Source organism: Pseudomonas sp. SED1, assembly GCF_034044025.1.
Lineage (GTDB): Bacteria > Pseudomonadota > Gammaproteobacteria > Pseudomonadales > Pseudomonadaceae > Aquipseudomonas.
In genome coordinates, this window is the sequence record NZ_JAXCIS010000155.1 from 1 (window position 1) to 19,572 (window position 19,572).

General features: G+C 62.5%; 19 protein-coding genes. 8 read left to right on the forward strand and 11 right to left on the reverse strand.

The window, feature by feature from the left end:
- Nucleotides 1-22: 22 nt before the first annotated feature.
- The 4 genes from ycaC to SNL23_RS19965 all read right to left on the reverse strand — a co-directional run bounded on the left by ycaC (nt 23) and on the right by SNL23_RS19965 (nt 4,081).
- On the reverse strand, nt 23-640 hold the full coding sequence (gene ycaC, locus SNL23_RS19950) for an isochorismate family cysteine hydrolase YcaC (protein ID WP_003207315.1): 618 nt from the start codon (nt 638-640) through the stop codon (nt 23-25).
- Nucleotides 641-663: 23 nt separating this feature from the next.
- Nucleotides 664-2,502: an amidohydrolase gene (locus SNL23_RS19955; RefSeq protein WP_318303219.1), complete on the reverse strand. Its 1,839-nt coding sequence runs from the start codon at nt 2,500-2,502 to the stop codon at nt 664-666.
- Nucleotides 2,499-3,092: an antibiotic biosynthesis monooxygenase gene (locus SNL23_RS19960; protein ID WP_318303220.1), complete on the reverse strand. Its 594-nt coding sequence runs from the start codon at nt 3,090-3,092 to the stop codon at nt 2,499-2,501. Before SNL23_RS19960 ends, SNL23_RS19955 begins: the two co-directional genes overlap by 4 nt.
- Before the next feature lie 80 nt (nt 3,093-3,172).
- Nucleotides 3,173-4,081: a LysR family transcriptional regulator gene (locus SNL23_RS19965; RefSeq protein ID WP_076017005.1), complete on the reverse strand. Its 909-nt coding sequence runs from the start codon at nt 4,079-4,081 to the stop codon at nt 3,173-3,175.
- A gap of 205 nt (nt 4,082-4,286) precedes the next feature.
- Between SNL23_RS19965 and SNL23_RS19970 the strand changes: the two genes are divergently transcribed.
- On the forward strand, nt 4,287-4,685 hold the full coding sequence (locus SNL23_RS19970) for a helix-turn-helix domain-containing protein (protein ID WP_167663211.1): 399 nt from the start codon (nt 4,287-4,289) through the stop codon (nt 4,683-4,685).
- A gap of 65 nt (nt 4,686-4,750) precedes the next feature.
- Nucleotides 4,751-7,543 (forward strand): ATP-binding protein, encoded by a 2,793-nt coding sequence (locus SNL23_RS19975; RefSeq protein WP_318303222.1) that lies wholly within the window; start codon nt 4,751-4,753, stop codon nt 7,541-7,543.
- Here the strand turns inward: SNL23_RS19975 and SNL23_RS19980 are convergent.
- Together SNL23_RS19980 and SNL23_RS19985 are read right to left on the reverse strand one after the other, a co-directional pair.
- On the reverse strand, nt 7,490-9,031 hold the full coding sequence (locus SNL23_RS19980) for an ATP-binding protein (RefSeq protein WP_318303223.1): 1,542 nt from the start codon (nt 9,029-9,031) through the stop codon (nt 7,490-7,492). The two genes, SNL23_RS19975 and SNL23_RS19980, sit on opposite strands and share 54 nt — an antisense overlap.
- 88 nt (nt 9,032-9,119) lie before the next feature.
- Nucleotides 9,120-10,070, reverse strand: a complete 951-nt coding sequence (locus tag SNL23_RS19985) for a GlxA family transcriptional regulator (protein WP_318303224.1) — start codon at nt 10,068-10,070, stop codon at nt 9,120-9,122.
- A 182-nt stretch (nt 10,071-10,252) separates the two neighbouring features.
- On the opposite strand from SNL23_RS19985, the gene SNL23_RS19990 reads away from it, so the two are divergent.
- The gene (locus SNL23_RS19990; protein ID WP_318303225.1) at nt 10,253-10,975 is read left to right on the forward strand and encodes a pirin family protein; all 723 of its coding nucleotides are present in this window, start codon (nt 10,253-10,255) and stop codon (nt 10,973-10,975) included.
- Nucleotides 10,976-11,111: 136 nt separating this feature from the next.
- Complete coding sequence (locus SNL23_RS19995; protein ID WP_087694860.1) at nt 11,112-11,459, forward strand: hypothetical protein; 348 nt, start codon at nt 11,112-11,114, stop codon at nt 11,457-11,459.
- A 239-nt stretch (nt 11,460-11,698) separates the two neighbouring features.
- On the opposite strand, the gene SNL23_RS20000 is transcribed toward SNL23_RS19995, so the two are convergent.
- Nucleotides 11,699-12,697 (reverse strand): quinone oxidoreductase family protein, encoded by a 999-nt coding sequence (locus tag SNL23_RS20000; RefSeq protein ID WP_318303227.1) that lies wholly within the window; start codon nt 12,695-12,697, stop codon nt 11,699-11,701.
- 102 nt (nt 12,698-12,799) lie between these two features.
- Here SNL23_RS20000 and SNL23_RS20005 point away from each other — a divergent pair, with 102 nt between their 5' ends.
- Complete coding sequence (locus SNL23_RS20005) at nt 12,800-13,663, forward strand: LysR family transcriptional regulator (protein WP_318303228.1); 864 nt, start codon at nt 12,800-12,802, stop codon at nt 13,661-13,663.
- A 6-nt stretch (nt 13,664-13,669) separates the two neighbouring features.
- Here the strand turns inward: SNL23_RS20005 and SNL23_RS20010 are convergent, their stop codons facing one another.
- Both SNL23_RS20010 and SNL23_RS20015 read right to left on the reverse strand, forming a co-directional pair.
- Nucleotides 13,670-14,071 (reverse strand): (R)-mandelonitrile lyase, encoded by a 402-nt coding sequence (locus SNL23_RS20010; protein ID WP_076017145.1) that lies wholly within the window; start codon nt 14,069-14,071, stop codon nt 13,670-13,672.
- A gap of 71 nt (nt 14,072-14,142) precedes the next feature.
- The gene (locus SNL23_RS20015; RefSeq protein ID WP_318303230.1) at nt 14,143-15,138 is read right to left on the reverse strand and encodes an aldo/keto reductase; all 996 of its coding nucleotides are present in this window, start codon (nt 15,136-15,138) and stop codon (nt 14,143-14,145) included.
- A gap of 99 nt (nt 15,139-15,237) precedes the next feature.
- Between SNL23_RS20015 and SNL23_RS20020 the strand changes: the two genes are divergently transcribed.
- On the forward strand, nt 15,238-16,131 hold the full coding sequence (locus SNL23_RS20020) for a LysR family transcriptional regulator (RefSeq protein WP_318303231.1): 894 nt from the start codon (nt 15,238-15,240) through the stop codon (nt 16,129-16,131).
- Here the strand turns inward: SNL23_RS20020 and SNL23_RS20025 are convergent.
- Nucleotides 16,119-17,012, reverse strand: coding sequence for a LysR family transcriptional regulator (locus tag SNL23_RS20025; protein ID WP_318303233.1), 894 nt, complete (start codon nt 17,010-17,012; stop codon nt 16,119-16,121). The genes SNL23_RS20020 and SNL23_RS20025 overlap by 13 nt on opposite strands.
- A 117-nt stretch (nt 17,013-17,129) precedes the next feature.
- Here SNL23_RS20025 and SNL23_RS20030 point away from each other — a divergent pair, with 117 nt between their 5' ends.
- Nucleotides 17,130-17,570 carry a GFA family protein gene (locus SNL23_RS20030; protein ID WP_318303234.1) on the forward strand — a complete coding sequence of 147 codons (441 nt, stop codon included), beginning with the start codon at nt 17,130-17,132 and terminating at the stop codon, nt 17,568-17,570.
- A 101-nt stretch (nt 17,571-17,671) separates the two neighbouring features.
- Here the strand turns inward: SNL23_RS20030 and SNL23_RS20035 are convergent, their stop codons facing one another.
- On the reverse strand, nt 17,672-18,277 hold the full coding sequence (locus SNL23_RS20035; protein WP_167663223.1) for a histidine phosphatase family protein: 606 nt from the start codon (nt 18,275-18,277) through the stop codon (nt 17,672-17,674).
- Between the two features lie 138 nt (nt 18,278-18,415).
- Here SNL23_RS20035 and SNL23_RS20040 point away from each other — a divergent pair, with 138 nt between their 5' ends.
- A complete protein-coding gene (locus tag SNL23_RS20040) occupies nt 18,416-19,369 on the forward strand; it encodes an aliphatic sulfonate ABC transporter substrate-binding protein (RefSeq protein WP_076016990.1) in 954 nt (317 codons plus the stop codon).
- Nucleotides 19,370-19,572: the final 203 nt, after the last annotated feature.

Below are 19,572 nucleotides of genomic sequence, written 5' to 3' on the forward strand. Positions count from 1 at the left end.
GGTGGTTGCTTCGGCCCTGAGGTTACTTGGCCGTCAGCGCCGAGTAGCTGTTCATCAGGTTGCGATAGTTGGGAATGCGCGGCGACAGCAAGTTGGCCAGGCCTTCCATATCGTTGCGCCAGTCGACCTGCAGCTCACACGCCACCGAGAACCAGTTCACCAACTGCGCACCGGCTGCTGTCATGCGTGCCCAGGCGGCCTGTTGCACGGTTTCGTTGAAGGTGCCCGACGCATCGGTAACCACGAACACTTCAAAGCCTTCAGCCAGCGCCGACAGCGTCGGGAAGGTCACGCAGACATCCGTCACCACACCGGCAATGATCAGTTGCTTGCGCCCGGTGGCTTTTACCGCCTTGACGAAATCTTCGTTGTCCCATGCATTGATCTGGCCAGGACGCGGGATGTACGGCGCGTCCGGGAACAGTTCCTTGAGCTCCGGGACCATCGGGCCGTTGGGGCCGCTTTCGAAGCTGGTGGTGAGGATGGTCGGCAGTTTGAAGAACTTCGCCAGGTCCGCCAGGGCCAGTACGTTGTTCTTGAATTCGTTGGGCGAGAAGTCCTGTACCAGCGAGATCAGGCCGGTCTGGTGATCCACCAGCAGTACTACGGCATCATCTTTGTTCAGGCGTTTGTAAGTCATGGGTGAACTCCTTGGGGTTGTATTCAAAAGGCAAAACATGAGCAGCCAAATGCGCCCCAGAAACCCTGGAAGTCGCTGACCGGTACGTTCGACAGACGCGCCCGTTCATGGCTATGGGAATGCACGCCACACGGGCCGCTGCACTGGTGAACCTGGGCCTGGAGCGGCGCAGTCGGGCGCCAGTGGCCCGGCACTTTGGCCACCGGCGACCAGTCCGGCAGCACGGGCACGCTGGGAGGCGCGAAATCTTCAAAGTCGCCGGCGCCGTAGACGACTTTGCCGCCGACCACGGTGAGCACCGATTCGATCCACTTGATGGCTTCCTCGTCGACGCTGAAGAAGTCCGCCGACAGGGCCGCCACGTCCGCCAATTGGCCGACCTTGATCTGGCCCTTCTTGCCCTGTTCGGAGGAGAACCAGGCACTGCCATGGGTGAACAGTTCCAGGGCGGTCAGCCGGGGCAAACCTTCGGCGTGTAGCTCCAGCCCGCCCACGGTGCGACCGCTGACCATCCAGTACAGCGAGGTCCAGGGGTTGTAGCTCGACACTCGGGTGGCGTCGGTACCGGCACCCACCGGCACGCCCTCGGCGAGCATGCGCTTGATCGGCGGCGTGGCCTCGGCGGCCTTGGCGCCGTAGCGCTCCACAAAGTACTCACCCTGGAACGCCATGCGGTCCTGGATCGCGATACCGCCGCCCAGCGCCCGCACCCGTTCGATGTTCTGCGGGGTGATGGTTTCGGCGTGGTCGAAGAACCACGGCAGGCCGTTGAACGGGATGTCGCGGTTGACCTTCTCGAACACGTCGAGCATCCGCGAGATCGATTCGTTATAGGTGGCGTGCAGACGGAACGGCCAGCGCTGTTCTACGAGGTGGCGCACCACCGGTTCCAGTTCCTGCTCCATGGTCAGCGGCAGGTCCGGGCGTGGCTCGAGGAAGTCTTCGAAATCCGCCGCCGAGAACACCAGCATCTCGCCAGCGCCGTTGTGGCGCAGGTAGTCGTCGCCCTGGTGCAGGGTCACGCTGCCGGTCCAGTTCTTGAAGTCGCTGAGTTCTTCCTTGGGCTTCTGGGTGAACAGGTTGTAGGCGATACGCACGGTCAGTTGCTGGTCCTTGGCCAACTGCTCGATCACCGCATAGTCGTCGGGGTAGTTCTGGAAGCCGCCGCCGGCGTCGATGGCGCTGGTCAGGCCCAGGCGGTTGAGTTCACGCATGAACTGGCGGGTGGAATTGACCTGGTATTCCAGGGGCAGTTTCGGGCCCTTGGCCAGGGTCGAGTAGAGAATCATCGCGTTGGGCTTGGCCACCAGCATGCCGGTGGGGTTGCCGTTGTGGTCGCGTACGATCTCGCCGCCGGGCGGGTTCGGCGTGTCCTTGGTGTAGCCGGCCACGCGTAGAGCGGCGCGGTTGAGCAAGGCACGGTCATACAGGTGCAACACGAACACCGGCGTGTCGGGTGCGGCCTGGTTGAGTTCGTCGAGGGTGGGCATGCGTTTTTCGGCGAACTGGAATTCGTTCCAGCCGCCCACCACCCTCACCCACTGCGGCGTGGGCGTGCGGTCGGCCTGGTCCTTGAGCATGCGCAGGGCATCGGCCAGGGACGGCACGCCTTCCCAGCGCAGTTCGAGGTTGTAGTTCAGGCCGCCACGGATCAGGTGCAGGTGCGAGTCGTTAAGGCCAGGGATGACGGTGCGGCCCTTGAGGTCGATGACCTGGGTGCCACTGCCGCGCAGGGCCATGGCTTCGCCGTCGGTGCCCACCGCGACGAAGCGGCCCTGGTGAATGGCGACTGCCGTGGCGCGGGGGTTTTCACGGTCCACGGTGTGGAACTGGCCATTGAACAGAATCAGATCGGCGTTCATAGGGTTTCCTTTACAGAGGCTTCAAGCCAGGGAGCGAACAGGCGGGTAGCCGCCGGCATCAGCAGGTAAACCACCAGGACAACGATAGTCACGGTGACCAGGAAGGTGGCGACGATGTAGTTGGACAAGAACGGATGCAGCCTCAGTACCGGGCCCCAGATGATCGGCACCAGCAAGGTCAGCGGCAGGATCACCAGCAGCGTGACCACCGCCTGCTTCCAGCGCGGCGGCTTGGCAGCGGCATCGGCCAGGGGCGAAAACCAGAACTCGTTGACCGCGCCGACTTCAGTCTGGTCGCCGTCGGCCAGCATCGGTGCTGCTTCGTTGATCAGCTCCAGGCGCTGCGGCGAATCGAGCCAGCGCTCCAGGTCATCGGTGGAGCGGTAACGCAGCACGCAGGTGAACAGCGCCAAGCCGCCCTGCCGGGTGCGCACCACGTCGACGCCGAGGTGGCCCGGACGTTCGCCGGCGATACGCACGATGCGCCGCAGCCAAGCTTCATAGTCGGCTTCGTGGCCGGGCTTGATGCGGTGTTTGACCACCAAGGTGACAACCTCGTCCGGCCCGCCTTGTTGCGATGCTGAGTCCATCGTGCCCCTCCCCTTAATACGTGAGCGATGGCCGCAGTGTGGGGTGTCACGTAGCGGAAAAATTGGATGTACGTGCTCTGTTAGAGCGCCCGCGACATGTGTTCGCCAATCCGCGATCGCAACCAGCGCTCCGCCGGGTCGTTGTCGTGCACGCCACTCCACACCATCGACAGCTCTGCGGCATCGATGCTGAACGGCGGGTCCTCGGCCCGTAAGCCGCTGCCTTGGGTCAACGCGCAGGCGGCATAATCGGGCACCGTCGCAATCATCTCGCTGCCGGCCAACAGGTCCCGCAACCCGCTGAATTGCGGCACCGCCAACACCACTCGCCGGGCTCGACCGATGCGCGCCAGATCCAGGTCGATATTGCCGCTCAAATCACCGGAAAACGAAACCATGGCGTGGGGCCGCGAACAGTAGTCATCCAGGGTCAACGGTTCAGGCCGGTCGTCCCCCCGCAGGACCTTGCATGGAATGTCCCGCAGCTTCTTGCGCTTGGCATTGGCCGGCAGCTCGGTGGTGTAGCTCACCCCCACGGAGATCTCGCCACTGGCCAACAATGCCGACATCAGCAAGTAGTTCGCGCGCCGCACCACCACGATGATCCCCGGCGCCTCTTCGCGCAGCTGGCTGAGCAACGGTGGAAACAGCCCGAACTCGGCGTCGTCCGACAGCCCGATGCGAAACACCGCGCAGCTGGTGGAAGGGTCGAAGTCCTTGGCGCGGCTGACCGCGCCGGAAATGATGTCCATCGCCGGTTGCAACTCCTTGAGGATCGCCACTGCCCGTGGCGTGGGCTCCATGCCGCGACCATTGCGCAGCAGCAGCGGGTCATCGAACAGGTCGCGCAACCGGCCCAGGGCCGCACTCACGGCCGGCTGCCCCATGAAGAGTTTTTCGGCAACCCGGGTCAGGTTCTTTTCGAACATCAGGGCCTCGAAAATCACCAACAGGTTCATGTCGACGCGGCGCAGGTCGTTGCGATTCATAGGGTTTACCGGAGGGTGAACAGGCCGCCAGCTAAACACGTTCAAGGCGTGCGCAATTGCATGCCTGTGCTGTCTTTTTTCCCCGGACACCTGGCGAAATTAACAACGATTAACTCGCCAGCCAGACAGGCCGGAGCGAAAAATACGGCGGTCTACACTGGATTTTCATTCACCGGGAACGCTCCCATCGACCACGGAATCTGTCATGGCCCGACTCGAGCACATCGCACCTGCCCCGCACTCACGCCCATCCGCCACCGGCGGGCTGTGTGCCCGCCGCGAACGCATGGTCAAGCAGTTGATCCTGGCGAACCTGGGAGAAAGCCTGGAAGTCACGGAACTGGCGCGGGCATGTGCGCTGTCCCGTAGCCATTTCTCTCGCGCCTTTAAGTGCAGTACGGGCCTGTCTCCCCAGGAATGGATCCGCCAACAACGCATCCAGCGGGCCAAGGAACTGATCGTCAGTTCCGCCTTGAGCCTGACTCAAATCAGCCAGGAATGCGGTTTCTGCGACCAGGCACACTTCTGCCATATTTTCAGCCGCAGTGAAGGCGTGAACCCGATGACCTGGCGTAACCACCAACTTCGCGTGATCGCCGCCTAGTGGTGATTGCACCCGGGCGCAAACCTCTGGAATATGCACCACAGACCCCATCCCAGAGCCCGCGCATGAGCAACCCCAACGACCAGGCCATGCATTTCGGCCCCTACCGGATTCACCCGCGCCAGCGCGTGGTGCTGGAGGGTGGCCAGCCGTTGCGCCTGGGCCGGCGGGCGGTGGATATCCTCCTGATTTTGCTGGAGCACGCCGGTCAGGTGGTGAGCAAACAGGAGCTGATCGCCCGGGTCTGGCCCAAGACGGTGGTTGAGGACGGCAACCTGCGGGTGCACATGGCCGCCCTGCGCAAGGCCCTCGGCGACGGCCAGGCCGGGCAGCGCTATATCGTCACCGTGGCCCAGCGTGGCTACAGTTTTGTTGCCCCCCTGAGTGTCGCCCCCACAACGTTGGAGGGCGACGCCACTTCGCCCTATCCAGGGCATAACCTGCCGCTGCGCCGTACGCGGGTGCTGGGGCGCCAGGCCCTGATCGAAAGCCTGGTGCAACAGTTGCCTAACCACCGCTTCATCACCCTCACGGGTGCAGGAGGTATCGGCAAGACCACCGTCGCCCTGCGAGTGGCTGAACTGCTGATCGGGCGTTACCGCGACGGCATCCGTCTGCTGGACCTGGCACCGTTGAGCCAGCCCTCGATGATCGTGCCCAACCTCGCCGCCCTGCTGGAGCTTACGCCACCGAGTCACGAACCCTTGGCCGGTCTCGCCGGCCTGTTGCGCGAGCGCCAGATGCTGCTGGTGATCGACAACTGCGAGCACCTGCTCGACGATATTGCGCTGATCAGCGAAACCCTGCTGCGCCATGCCCCTCAGTTACACATTCTGACCACCAGCCGCGAAGCGCTGCGCGCCGAGGGCGAGTTCGTGCAGCGCCTGGAGCCTTTGGCGTGCCCGCCGGCCACTGGCGGCCGCGCCGAAGCCATGGCGTACCCCGCGCTGCAATTGCTGGTGGAACGGGCGCTGTCGCGCTGGGACGGCTTTGAACTGAGTGACGCCGAGCTGCCCCTGGCCATCGATATTTGCCGACGCCTGGACGGTATTCCCTTGGCGATCGAGCTGGTGGCGGCGCAAATCGAACGCTTTGGCCTGAAGGGCTTGCTGGTGCAGATGGAGGACAACTTTCGCCTGTTGAACCGTGGTCGACGCAGCGCCCTGCCCCGGCACCAAACGCTGCGCGCCACCCTGGAGTGGAGCTTCGATCTGCTGACCGCTTGCGAGCAGGTATGCCTGCGGCGCCTTGCGGTGTTCCGGGGTAGTTTCACCCTGGCATCGGCGGCGGCGGTAATCGCCGGTGAGCACATTGCGCCGATGGAGGTGCTGGGCTCGATCACGCAGTTGGTGGCCAAGTCCCTGCTCAACGTTGAGGTAGGCGACGAAGAGGTGGCCTATCGGCTGCTGGACATCACCCGGACCTATGCCCTGGAGAAACTCAGTAGCGCCTGCGAACTGGAGGCCAGCCGTGAGCGACACGCCGCCCGCTGCCTGACGCTGATGAATCAAGCGCAAGCCGACTGGGAACGAGTGCCCACCCAGCAATGGCTCGACCGTTATGCAGCCTGTCGCGAAGACGTGCGTGCGGCCCTCGACTGGGGGTTGCGCGAGGATGGCGCGCCGTTGCTGGCGATCCGCCTGACGGTCAGTGCAATGCCGCTGTGGCAGGAGCTGTCGCTGCTCACCGAACACGGTTTGTATGTGGGCAAGGCCCTGGCGTTGCTTCAGCAATCGGCAGCACCCTGCCCACACTTGCACCTGCAACTGCAGTTGGCCCTGGGCAGCTTTTCCTATCACACCCAGGGCGCAACCCCGCAGACCATCAATGCCTTTGAGCATGCACGGCAACTGGCCGAAGCCAGCCACGATGTCGCCGGGCAGCTCAGGGCGGTGTCCGGCCATATGGCCGTGAACCTGTGCAACGGCAACTACCGCCAGGCCCTGCGCCAAAGCCTGCATTTCGACCGCCTGGACCCCAACGCCCAACCGCTGCTGGACTTGAGCGCACAGCGCCTGCGGGTGCTGGCGCAACATTTCGCCGGTAACCAGGCCCTGGCGCGGCACAACGCCGAACAGGTGATGCAGCGCATGGCCCACAGCGGCCACCTCAATCGGTTTACCCACGGATTTGGCGTGCAATACGACCAGAGCGTGGCGTCGCTGACGGTGCTGGCGCGCATCCTCTGGCTACAGGGTTTTCCGGAGCGCGCCTGGCGCACCGCCCGACAGGCGCTGGAGCTGGCGCTGCAAATCAATCACGGCACCTCGATCTGCTACACACTTGCCCTCTCGGGCGTCGTCATCGCCCACTACAACGGCGACGACGCCACGGCAAGGTCAATGCTGGAGCTGTTGTCGCAGCAGGCACAGAAGCACTCGGTGTTGCTGTTCGACACCTGGGCCAGGCATTACGCCCTGGCATTGGACGCAGGGGTGCCCGAGGACGATGTCGACGGCCTTGGCCTGATCAAGGACATCGTTGCGACCTTGCGCACAAGGGATGTGGATGAGGCCTGCTTCGAACGCGCCAGGCAGGGCAATGCGGGTTGGTGCACCGCAGAAATCCTGCGGGCGCGGGCCGAATCCCTGCTGCACCGGTCTGACCCGCTCGCGGCGCAAGCGGCTGAAAGGCTGTTGCTGGAAGCGCTGGGGCTGGCTCGTCAGCAAGGAGCCTTGGCCTGGGAACTGCGTTGCGCCCTGTCCCTTGCCCGGCTATGGCAGCGCGAGGGCCGACAGGCTGCCGCACGCGAGCTTTTACAAGCGGTGTATGGGCGCTTCACTGAAGGATTTTCCACGCCGGACCTAGTGAGCGTGCGCCGCTTGCTCGACGAACTGCACCACCCGCTGCCGGCCTGAGAACGGCTCGAGCTCGTAGCCTTGTTGCAACAGCATCACCTGGGCCGGGTCACCCAGGCGGGCCAACGCGTAGGCACGCACGCTATTGAGCAAACGATAACGCCGAAGACCGGGACCGGGTTCGACGGTCAGCAGCGAAGTCGCCACCAAGCGTGCCAGCAGATAAGACAGGTCGGCGTGTTCCAGCTCAGTGCCGGCAACCAGCGCGCCCAGCGTCGGCACGGTCACCGCCATCTTGAACAGGCCCAGTTGGAGGAACAGCCAGCGCTCCGGCAGGCTCAAGCGATCATAGGTCCAGTCCAGCGCGGCGCTCATGGATTGATGGCGTTCTACAGCCGTTCGCCGCCCGCGAGTCAGCACCTGCAAGCCGTTTACCAACTGCGCTTGCAGGCTCTTGACCCCAAGGGCATCGACCTGGGCTGCCGCCAACTCCAGAGCCAACGGAATACCGTCGAGGCGCCGGCAGATATCCCGCAGAGGCGCCAGGTCTTGCCTGCGTAACTCAAAGCCTTGCTGACTGGCCTGGGCCCGGCTGACAAATAGCTGCACCGCAGGCGAAGCCAGCGTCTGCTCGACGTCCGCCAATGCCGACAACGGCGGCAATGCCAACGCGGGTACGCGCTGGGCCCATTCGCCGGGAATATTCAGGGCTTCGCGGCTACTCAGCAGCAGCGTTACCTGGGGCGCCATGCCCCTTAGGGCGAATACCAGGTTGCGGCAAGCGGCCAATGCCTGTTCACACCCATCAAGCACCAGCAGCAATTGCCGTGACGCCAGTTGTCGGCAAAAGCCATGCAGCGTGCCGCCCGGTTTAACCTCAATCCCGAGCACCCTGGACAATTGACGGACCACGTCCGATAACCGACTGATACCGGCCAACTCCACCCGCCACACTCCGTCGCGATAGCGCGGCAGCACTTGTGCGGCCAGGTAGAGGGCCAGGGTGGTTTTGCCGATACCGGCGCACCCGGTGAGCGTCATCAGCGTTTGCCCAGGCAGACGCCGGGCAAGGGCATGGGCCAGCGGATCCAGGCCGAACACCGGTACCAGGCGCGCCGGCAGATTATGTTGAGGTAGAGGCTGCGCAGGTGCTGACTGCGTCGGCGGCGTCGCGACAAAACAATAACCGCGTTGCGGCAGGTTGATGATATAGCGCCGCCCGTCCTCGCCATCGGCCAGGGCACGGCGCAAGGCCGCGATGTGCACCCGCAGGTTGTTCTCCTCCACCACACTGCTCGGCCACACCCGTGCGATCAAGGATGCCTTGTCGACAAACTGCCCGGCCTGCTCCACCAGCACCCCAAGAATGTCCAGGGCGCGCCCGCCCAACGGCAGCGGCCGGCCCTCTTCGCACACCAGGCGCTGCTGGGGGTAAAAGGTGAAGGGGCCGAAGCGCACTGCGCATTCCGGTTCAATCGTATGAAGGCTGTTCATGCTCGTCAAAGCGCTGGAACACCCGGCCTTGGGCGCCTGCGCATCCTTTTCCATGAGACTGACGGCTATCTTGCCAGCTACCGGTGACAGGACAATGCTGGCGCAGGGATCCACACGGACATTCAGGTGCGCCAGACGGACATCAGCTGAATTGCTGGCGGTATTGGGTCGGGTTCAAGCCGAGTTTTTCACTGAACAGAAACCGCATATGCCGCACGCTGCCAAACCCCGCGTGAAACGCTACGGTCTTGAGTGGCAGGTCGGTACTTTCCAGCAAGTGCCGGGCACGATCGATGCGGGCACCTTGCAGGAAGGCCATCGGAGTCATCTGCACTTCCTTGGCGAACACCCGCGCAAAGTGCCGAGCGCTCATGCCCGCCAACTGCGCCATGGACTCGATGGTAAAGGCCTGGTCCAGCCGATCCAGCACATGGTTCTGCACCCGGGTAATCGCGGTTTCCTGAGGGGCCACGGCTGCGGTCATCGGGCTGAACTGGGCTTGACCGCCCTGGCGCTTCATCACTACCAACAACACCTTGGCCACATCGACGGCCACCTGCTTGCCGTGGTCCTGAGCCACAATGGACAGCGCCAGGTCGATGCCCGCCGTCACACCGCCAGAGGTGATAAGCCGACCGTCTTGCAGGTAGATCCGGTCGGTCTCGACCATTGCCTTGGGAAAGGCCTTGATCAGCCGCTCGGTGTAATGCCAGTGAGTGGTCACGCGCTGGCCGTCCAGCAAGCCCGCGTACCCCAGCACAAAGGCGCCGGTGCAGATCGAGCCGAATCGCCGGGCGCGGGGCGCAGCTGTCCTGAGCCAAGGCAACAGCGCGGGATGGCATTCGTTGTAGGCGCCGGGGCCGCCCGGGACCAGCAGCAAGTCATAAGCCTCAAGGGCCTGATCCAGCTGCAGATCAGGGTGCACCACCACGCCATTGGAGGCCCGCAGCGGCCCGGGCTCGGTACCGATGGTCAGGACCTGATAGTGGGCTGACGGCTCCAGGTAACGATTGGCAATGGAGAACACTTCCAGTGGTCCGGCCATGTCGAGCAGAAGGAAGTCGGGAAACAGCGCCATGGCCACGGTTTTCATTGTCAGGAATTGTCCGTTGAGAGAGATGAACGGGAGCATTATGGCACGCTGATCACTGTCAACTCACACGAGACAGTCATTCCTTTTTCAACTTCTTAATCAACCTTTCGCTAACCAGTAACCTTCTTCTCACACCGAAGCCCTGCATCTCGCAGCCAAGCTTCCCTTGAGGAGAACACCCCATGCTGACCCTTCGCAAAGCCTCGGAACGCGGCGCCGCCAATCACGGTTGGTTGAAGTCGTTCCACACTTTCTCGTTTGCCAACTACTGGAACCCCAAGGAACAGGGTTTTTCCGACCTGCTGGTGATCAACGATGACCGGGTTGCCGCCGGCAAGGGCTTCGGCCAACACCCGCACCGCGACATGGAGATTTTCTCCTATGTGCTCGAAGGTGCCCTGGAACACAAGGACACCCTGGGCACTGGTTCGGTGATTCGCCCCGGCGATGTGCAACTGATGAGCGCCGGCAGCGGCGTGGCCCACAGCGAGTTCAACCACAGCCACACCCAGGGCGTGCACTTCCTGCAAATCTGGATCGTGCCGCAGGTGGCGGGCGCCGAACCGCGCTATCAGCAGGAGCACTTCACCGAGGCGCAAAAACGCGGCCGATTGCAGTTGATCATCTCGCCGGAAGGCACCGACGGCTCCCTCGGCGTGCGCCAGGATGCGCGGGTGTACGCCGGGCTGTTCAACGGCGTTGAAACCGCCAGCCTGCCACTGGCCCCGGAGCGCTACGCCTACATCCATGTGGCGCGGGGCAGCGTTGAAGTCAACGGCCAACGCTTGCACGAAGGCGACGGCGCCCGAGTGCGCGATGAGCGGGAAATTCACCTGAGCCATGGCGAGGACGCCGAGGTGCTGGTGTTCGACCTGCGCCCTCAGGAATTGCCTGAAATGCCGTGATAGTCGGCGCGATGGCCCGGGAAACCGGGCCATCGCTGGCGTCGATAGTCACCATCAGCCCAATGAAGTTCTCTAAAAAAATCCACCGCGTAACATCACATCCATACCAACCAATGACATCCCGGAGCACACCCTCATGAAACGCCAACTCTTGCTTAGCCTCGCTTTCTCGGTACTTGCTGTAAGCGCCTTTACCCAACCTGCCCTCGCTGAAGGTGGCGCGGATCGCCTGATGGACAGCCGCGTGGCTGAGGGTGGTTCTGACCGTATGCTGGAACGTCGCGTTGCTGAAGGTGGCTCTGATCGCCTGCTGGAACGTCGCGTTGCTGAAGGTGGTGCTGATCGTCTTCAAGAAAACCGCGTAGCCGAAGGTGGTGCAGACCGTCTTCAAGAAAACCGCGTAGCCGAAGGTGGTGCAGACCGTCTTCAAGAAAACCGTGTAGCTGAAGGTGGTGCAGACCGCCTGATGGAAAACCGCGCATAACCCCTGTCGTTCGCGGTTCACCCCCAGCCGGCCTGATCAGCCGGCTTTTTTTCGCCTGCTATTAACTGATCCTCACAAGCGCCACGACCAATTGTGGCGAGGGAGCTTGCTCCCGCTGGGCTGCGCAGCAGCCCCAATGAACTCACTGCGTTTCTCCAGGAAGACCCCATTGGCAGGTTTTGGGGCCGCTTCGCAGCCCAGCGGGAGCAAGCTCCCTCGCCACACAAGCTCTCTCGCAGTTAGTGAAGTTCACGATCCAGCCACACCACCGCCTTGCCAATCTGCTGCCGTGCCTCAATCCGCGCGTGCACCTGCTGCACGTCTTCCAGCGCGTAATGCCCTTCGATATCCACTGTCAGCGAACCTTCAAGCATCGCCGCGAACACCGCATTGGCACGCCTCTGCACCGTCGGGCCGTCGGCCATGTGGTCGTTCAGACGCGGGCGCGTCAGGAACAATGAACCGGCTTCCCCCAACTCCATCGGGTCCAGATCAGTGATCGAACCCGAGACATTGCCGTAATTGACGATCAACCCTCGCGTGCGGCACGCCCTGAAGCTCTCGCGCAAGGTGGCCTTGCCCACCGAATCGAACACCACATCCACGCCCTGCCCTTGCGTTGCCTCCAACACCCGCTCGGCAAACCCGTCGTATTGCCAGGCCTGATCGGCGCCACGCTGCAGCGCAATCGCGCACTTTTCGACACTGCTGCCGGTGGTGAACACCGTGGCGCCGAGCCGGTGGGCCATTTGCACCAGCAACTGGCCGATGCTGCCGGAAGCCGCGTGGATCAAGCAGCGGTTGCCCGCCTGCAACCGCGCGACATCTTCAATCAGGTAGTGAGCCGTGCAGCCCTGGAACATCGCCGCAGCCGCTTGATCGAAGCCGATCGCATTCGGAATTTGCGCCACCCGCGCGGCGGGAACGCTGGCGTATTCAGCAAACGCGCCCCAGGCAATGCACCAAGCCACCCGATCACCCGGAGCGAAATGGCTCACGCCCTCGCCCACCGCCACCACCACACCCGCCCCTTCCATACCCAAAGTGCACGGCAGCCGTACCGGGTAGGTCACCGACTTGGCGTACTTGCCTTGGCGGGTGTGCACATCCATGAAATTGATCCCGGCGCAGGCCACCTTGACCAATACATGGCCGGCGGTCACTTCGGGTTTGGGCACATCAAGGCGCAGTTGAACGACCTCAGGGCCGCCGTAGGTCTCAAGGGTGAGGGCTTTCATCGCGGGACAACTCCGTTTGCGGTGGGAATGCGCCATGGTAAAAGGCAGTACTCTGTACGAGAATTCCCCAATACCTCCCACCCTCCGTGCGGAAATAACCCGATGTTCGACTGGCAGGATCTGTATTTCTTCACCGTGCTGGCGCGCACCCAGTCACTGTCGGCTGCCGCCCGCGAGCTGCAGGTGGAACATGCCACCGTTGGCCGCCGCGTCGATGCCCTGGAAAAAGCCCTCGGCGTCAAACTGGTAGACCGCCTGCCCCGCAGCCGGCCGCTCACCGAGGAAGGCCGGGCACTGGCGAAATTGGCGGCAGGCATGGGCGACATGGCCACCGAAGTGATGCGCCTGTCCCGCGTGGCCTCGATCGAAGTGGCCGGCACCGTGCGTGTCAGTTGCCCGCCGTCGATAGCCATCCACTGCATCGCGCCCCATGTCGCACGCTTCAGGGCGCAGTATCCCAAGCTGAATATCGTGTTGATGTCCTCGACAACGCTCGCCGCCCTCGACAAAGGCGAAGCCGACATTGCCCTGCGCACCGTGCGTCCCGATGAGGAAGCGCTGGTACGCAGAAAGGTCGGCGCGGTGCGCTTCGGGCTCTATGCCACGCCCGAGCTCAAACAACTACCCGCTGAACAGTGGACGTTCATTGCCTATGACGCCACCCGCGACCACCTGCCCCAACAGGCGTGGATGCATCAGGTACGCGGCAACCGCACGATTGCCTTCGCCGCCAGCGACCTGATCACCCTGCAAATGGCCGCCCGGGCCCAGGTGGGTGCGGTGGTATTGCCCACGCTGGTGGGTGATCACGACGCGGCATTGGTGCGCCTGGCAACGAATACCGAAGGCCCGGTTCGCGATATCTGGCTGACGGTGTATCCGGATATGCGCCGCTCGCCTTCGGTGAAGGTGGTGATGGAGTTTTTGGTGAGTTGTATTGAAGGCGAGCCGCAGTTGCGGCGGTGAAGCGGATTACTGCGCCGCGTACTGTGAGTCGCTGACCTGTTCCATCCAGTCCACCACCTTGCCGTCGAGCATTTCGCTAATCGCGATATGGGTCATGGCGGTGTTCGCCGTCGCGCCATGCCAATGCTTGACCCCTGGCGCAATCCATACCGTGTCGCCGGGGCGGATTGCCCGCACCGGCTGGCCCCATTCCTGGACCTGGCCCAGGCCTGCTGTCACGATCAATGTCTGCCCCAAAGGGTGAGTGTGCCAAGCGGTGCGTGCGCCCGGCTCAAAGGTAACGAAAGCCCCGGTGACGCGCGCCGCGTCGGTGCCCTTGAAAGGTGAGTCGACGCGTACGGTGCCGGTGAAATAATCCGCCGGGCCTTTTGCTGAAGGCTGGGAACCGTTGGGCGTGATGGTCAGCATGGGTGTCTCCTGTGCCTGTGAATCGAGTGCCAGTAATGACAATGAAAGCGCGGTGGCGGCGAAGCTGGTTTTCATAGGCCGGTCATCCTTTCCAGGGCTTCGGGATAGCGGTCGCCGTGCACGGCGATATTCGCGGCGGCAGCATCCAGCTCAGTGAGTTCTGTCGCACTGAGCTGCACTTCGACCGCCCCTAGGTTTTCCGTCAGGCGTGAGGTTTTGGTGGTGCCTGGAATCGGTACGATCCATGGCTTTTGGGCCAGCAGCCAGGCGAGTGCTATCTGCGAGGGCGTGGCATTTTTTCGCTGGGCAACCTGACGCAGCAACTCCACCAGGGCCTGGTTGGCCTGCAAGGCTTCGGGCGTGAACCTCGGCAAATTGCTGCGAAAGTCCGAGCTGTCAAAGGTGCTCTGGCTGTCGAACTTGCCGGTCAGAAAACCTTTGCCCAACGGACTGTAGGGCACCAGGCCAATGCTCAGTTCCTCAAGCAGTGGCAGCACTTCGGCCTCAGGCTTGCGCCACCACAGGGAGTACTCACTTTGCAGTGCGGCCACCGGTTGAACGGCATGGGCGCGGCGGATGGTCGAGGCACCGGCTTCAGACAAACCGAAATGCTTGACCTTGCCCTCCTGAATCAAATCCTTCACGGCACCGGCCACCTCTTCGATCGGTACATTCGGATCAACCCGATGCTGATAAAACAGGTCGATAACATCGGTCTTCAGGCGCTTCAGAGAGGCTTCAGCTACCTGGCGGATATGTTCGGGGCGGCTGTCGAGACCAGACCATTTACCGTTGCCGGACGGGTCCAGGGCGAAGCCGAACTTGGTGGCGATCACAACCTGCTCACGCAGCGGCGACAGGGCTTCGCCCAGCAGTTCTTCGTTGATGAACGGGCCATAGACTTCAGCGGTATCGAAGAAGGTCACGCCTTGCTCGACCGCGTTGCGCAGCAAGGCAATCATCTGCTTCTTATCGGCCGCAGGGCCGTAGCCAAAGCTCATGCCCATGCAACCGAGCCCCAGGGCCGAGACTTCGAGTTGGCAGTTACCGAGTGTGCGTTTGCGCATGGTCATTCTCCGGGTAAGGGAACTGAATCCAATCTAACAGTTACGAATTGTGATAATTAGCCGCTAGAATCTGAAAATACTTATGAGGGTGACTCATCAATGCTCAGGGAAAACGCCAACGACCTGCTCGCCTTTCTCGCGGTAGCCCGGGAGCGCAGCTTTACCAAGGCGGCGGCCAAGCTCGGGGTTTCCCAATCGGCGCTGAGCCATACCATCCGCGCCCTGGAGGCGCGACTGGGGTTGCGCCTGCTGACCCGCACCACCCGCAGCGTGTCGCCCACCGAGGCCGGGCAGCACTTGATCGATACGGTCGGGCCGCATTTCGATGAAATCCAGGTGGGCCTTGAAGGCCTGAGTAATTTGCGCGACCGGCCGTCCGGCACCATTCGCATCAACGCCATGGACCACGCGCTGGAATTCATCCTGTGGCCGGTGTTGAAACCGTTCCTGGCGCAGTACCCGGATATCTCGGTGGAGGTGTGTTGCGACTACAGTTTTGTCGACATCGCCGCCCAGGGTTTCGACGCCGGCGTGCGCCTTGGGGAAGACGTGGCCCAAGGCATGATTGCCACGCGCATCAGCCCCGACATGCGCATGCTGGTGGTGGGCTCACCGGCCTATTTCGCCCAGCGCGCGATCCCCCGCACGCCTCGGGACCTGACCGATCACGCCTGCAACAACTTGCGCTTGCCCACCAATGGCGGCCTGTATGTGTGGGAATTCAAGAAAGGCGACGAAAGCCTGAATGTGCGGGTGTCTGGCCAGGTGACGTTCAATGGCGTGTACCCATTGCTCAAGGCAGCGGTCGATGGCTTGGGCTTGAGTTACGTGCCTGCCGACTTGGTGGCGCCTTATCTGGCGGACGGGCGACTGGTGCAGGTGCTGGATGAATGGTGTGCGCCGTTTTCCGGCTTTCACCTGTACTACCCCAGCCGCCGCCAGGCCTCGCCGGCGTTTGCGCTGTTGGTGGACGCGTTGCGTTATCGCGGGTGAAGGAAATCCGTCAGGGCCGCGCCCAACCCATCGAACACCACGGCGATGCGCGGGACCTTGCGCATGTCCTGGTGCATGGCGATCCACACGTCAACCTTGAAATCCACCTGCGCGGGCAACACCCGCACCAGTCCGTGACGTTGTGCCACCTGGGCTGAACACACGCCGATCCCCAGCCCCGCACGCAACGCGGCCAACTGCGCGAGGTGATCGTCGGTGCGAATCACCGTACTGGGCGCCGAACAGTCGAAACCGCGCTCACCCAGGAATTCGATCTCCAGCAAGTTGCGGTCTGGCCCGATCAGCGAGTAGCCGTGCAATTGCGCAACGGTGTCGGGCGTGCCCTGCTCTGCGAGCAATTCTGGCGCAGCGTACAACCCGACTTGCAGGTCGCCGACCTTGCGCGCGACCACGGTGGATTCGACCGGGCGACGGATGCGTACGGCGACGTCGGCCTCTTGCCGGGCAAGCGCCTGCAGTCGATTGGATACGCTCAGCTCGATGGCCAATTGCGGATGATCACGGCGCAGGCTGCGCAACATGGGCGGCAGCACTTCAACGCCCAGCAGCTTGCCACTGGTGAGCCGCACCGTGCCGCCGGCGAGCGCCGTGTCGGCCGAGGCTGCGCGGTTAAAGGCGTTGGCGGCAACAGCCATCGCTTCAACATGGCTGATCAGGTCCTTGGCCGTGTCGGTGGGCAATAGCCCGGCGGGTGAGCGGATAAACAGGCTGACCCCGACGCTCTGCTCCAGGGCCTCGATCCGTCGCCGCGCGGTGGCCTGGGCGATCCCCAGCAAACGGGCTGCGCCCGACAGGCTGCCGGTGCGCAACACGGCGAGGAAGGCGCGCTGGGTTTCCCATTGGAGTTGCGGGGCGTTCATACATTTCCTGTGAGCCGCTGGGCAGTTTTGGCGGATGTTCTTTGTTCGGGGGCTGCGGCATGCTGGCGAGCATAACCGATGGGGCTTTCGCCCTCACTTTGCACAGGATCGTTTTTGATGACACTCACCGGCCAATGTCGCTGCGCCAGCGTGACCTACACCCTCCATACCGAAGCGCCGCTGGCGGTGTATGCCTGCCATTGCCGCCACTGCCAGACCTGGAGCGGTAGCGCGTTTGCCCTGCATGCGCTGTTGCCGGCGGATGCGCTGCGGGTTGAAGGTTCGCTGACGGAATATGCCTATGACGTTGACGGGCAACGTTCGGAGCATCGGTTGTGCGGGGTGTGCCATACGCGGATCTGCAACACCACGACGGCCGCGCCGGGGTTGGTTGTGCTGCGGGTCGGGACACTGGATGAGAGCCCGTCCGTGCAGCCGGTGGCGCATATTTGGCTGCGGCACAAGCAGCCGTGGGTGACGCTGGCGGAGGGCGTTCCGACCTGGCCGGAAAGCCCTACGCCCCAGGCTTTTGCACAGGCGTTGAGCGTTCCCCTGTAGACATGATTCACACAAACCCTGTGGCGAGGGAGCTTGCTCCCGCTGGGTTGCGCAGCAAACCCAAAAGCATTGACCGACTCATCCTGAAGGACCGCCGCGGCCTACCTGGGGGCGCTTCGCACCCCAACGGGCGCAAGCTCCCTCACCACATTGGGCTCTGTGTCGATGTTGAGACTCAGCACTTCGCCATTGCGCAACTGCCATTCGAAGAAGTCTGAGAAATCATCGCGAACCAATGCGCGAATCGCCTTGGCGACAACCCCATGGGCAACCAGCACCACCACCTGTTGCCCATGGTTCACCAGCAACTGATTCAATCCGCCCCGGATACGCTCGACGAACTGCGAGATTGACTCACCGTCCGTGGGCGCCCGCTCCCATTGCCGGGTAATATTCTGCGCCCAAAGGTCGGGATAATGCTGCGCCGCCTCCGCCTGGGTCAGTCCCTCAAATACCCCCACGCCGCGCTCGCGAAACGCATCCAGCGTATGCAGTTGCAGCCCATCATCCGCAAACACAATGGCCGCCGTTTGCTGGGCCCTGCACAGCGGCGAGACGATGACAGCGTCGATCTGCGCCGGCAATTTTTCCCGCAACTCCTGCGCCTGGAGCACGCCACGTTCGTTGAGATCAATGTCCAGCGAGCCCTGGTAACGCCCCTCGGCATTGGCTTGAGTTTCGCCGTGACGAACAACATACAACTGCATACCGCCCTCCTTCATCCTGACGCTGAAAGGCCGCGAACAGCACACCCGATTAAGCCCTAAGCTAAGACCGAAAAATTATTTATCGAATAATTTTTAGAACAATAAGCTGACCTTAATCCATTAAGAGTCGAGCACGCCATGCCCCTGTTTTCGCTCCATCGTCTTTTCATCACTGGCCTGGCCACGCTGGGCCTCTGCACCGCCCTGAGCGCTCAGGCCCAGGAAACCGTGCGCATCGGTTACCAGAAATCCTCGACCCTGATCACCTTGCTGAAAACCCAGGGCACCCTGGAAAAAGCTCTCAAAGCCGATGGCATCGACGTCACCTGGCACGAGTTCCCCAGTGGCCTGCCACTGCTGGAAGCGCTCAACGTCGGCAACGTCGACATCAGCGCCGACGTAGCCGATACCGTGCCGATCTTCGCCCAGGCCGCTCAGGCCAAGCTCACCTACTTCGCCCAGGAAGCGCCCTCGCCCCAAGCCCAGGCGATTGTGGTGCGTAAGGATTCGCCGATCCAGCAACTGGCGGATTTGAAAGGCAAGAAAATCGCCGTGACCAAGGCTGCCGGCACTCACTACCTGCTCATCGCCGCCCTGAACAAGGCGGGCCTGGCCTTTTCCGATATCGAGCCGGCGTACCTGACGCCTGCCGATGGTCGCGCGGCTTTTGAAAACAACAAGGTTGATGCATGGGTCACCTGGGAACCCTTCCTCACCAGCGTGCAGCGCCAACTGCCCACCCGGACCCTTGCGGATGGTACCGGGCTTGCCAGCTACAAGCGTTATTACCTGACGGGTACGCCTTACGCCAAGGCGCATCCCGAGGTGTTGAAAGTGGTTTACGAACAATTGCACCAGGCTGGCGAGTGGGTGAAAAGCCACCCGGGTGATGCCGCGAAAGTATTGGGTCCGTTGTGGGGCAATCTGGATGTGGAAACTGTCGAGGCTGCCAATGCTCATCGTAGTTATGAGGTGCAACCGGTGGCGCTGGATCAACTGGGTGAACAGCAGAAGATTGCCGATGCGTTCTTCAAGGCGGGGTTGTTGCCCAAGGCGGTGGATGCGCAGGATGTGCAGGTTTGGAAGCCTTGACGGTTCAGTTGCCATTTGGGGTTAGGGCTGGCTGGGCTGGGTACATATCCGTTATTTAGGTAACGGCCACCTATGGTTTCGCTCTTACAGCGAGTCACTTTGCAAAAAAAAGCGGCAAAGGCTGAATGGGGCAGTCAGATCAAAATCAAAAGCAAGAGCACAGCGGCCTACCGGCCGGCTTGAGTGTTAGAAGCAGAGGCAAG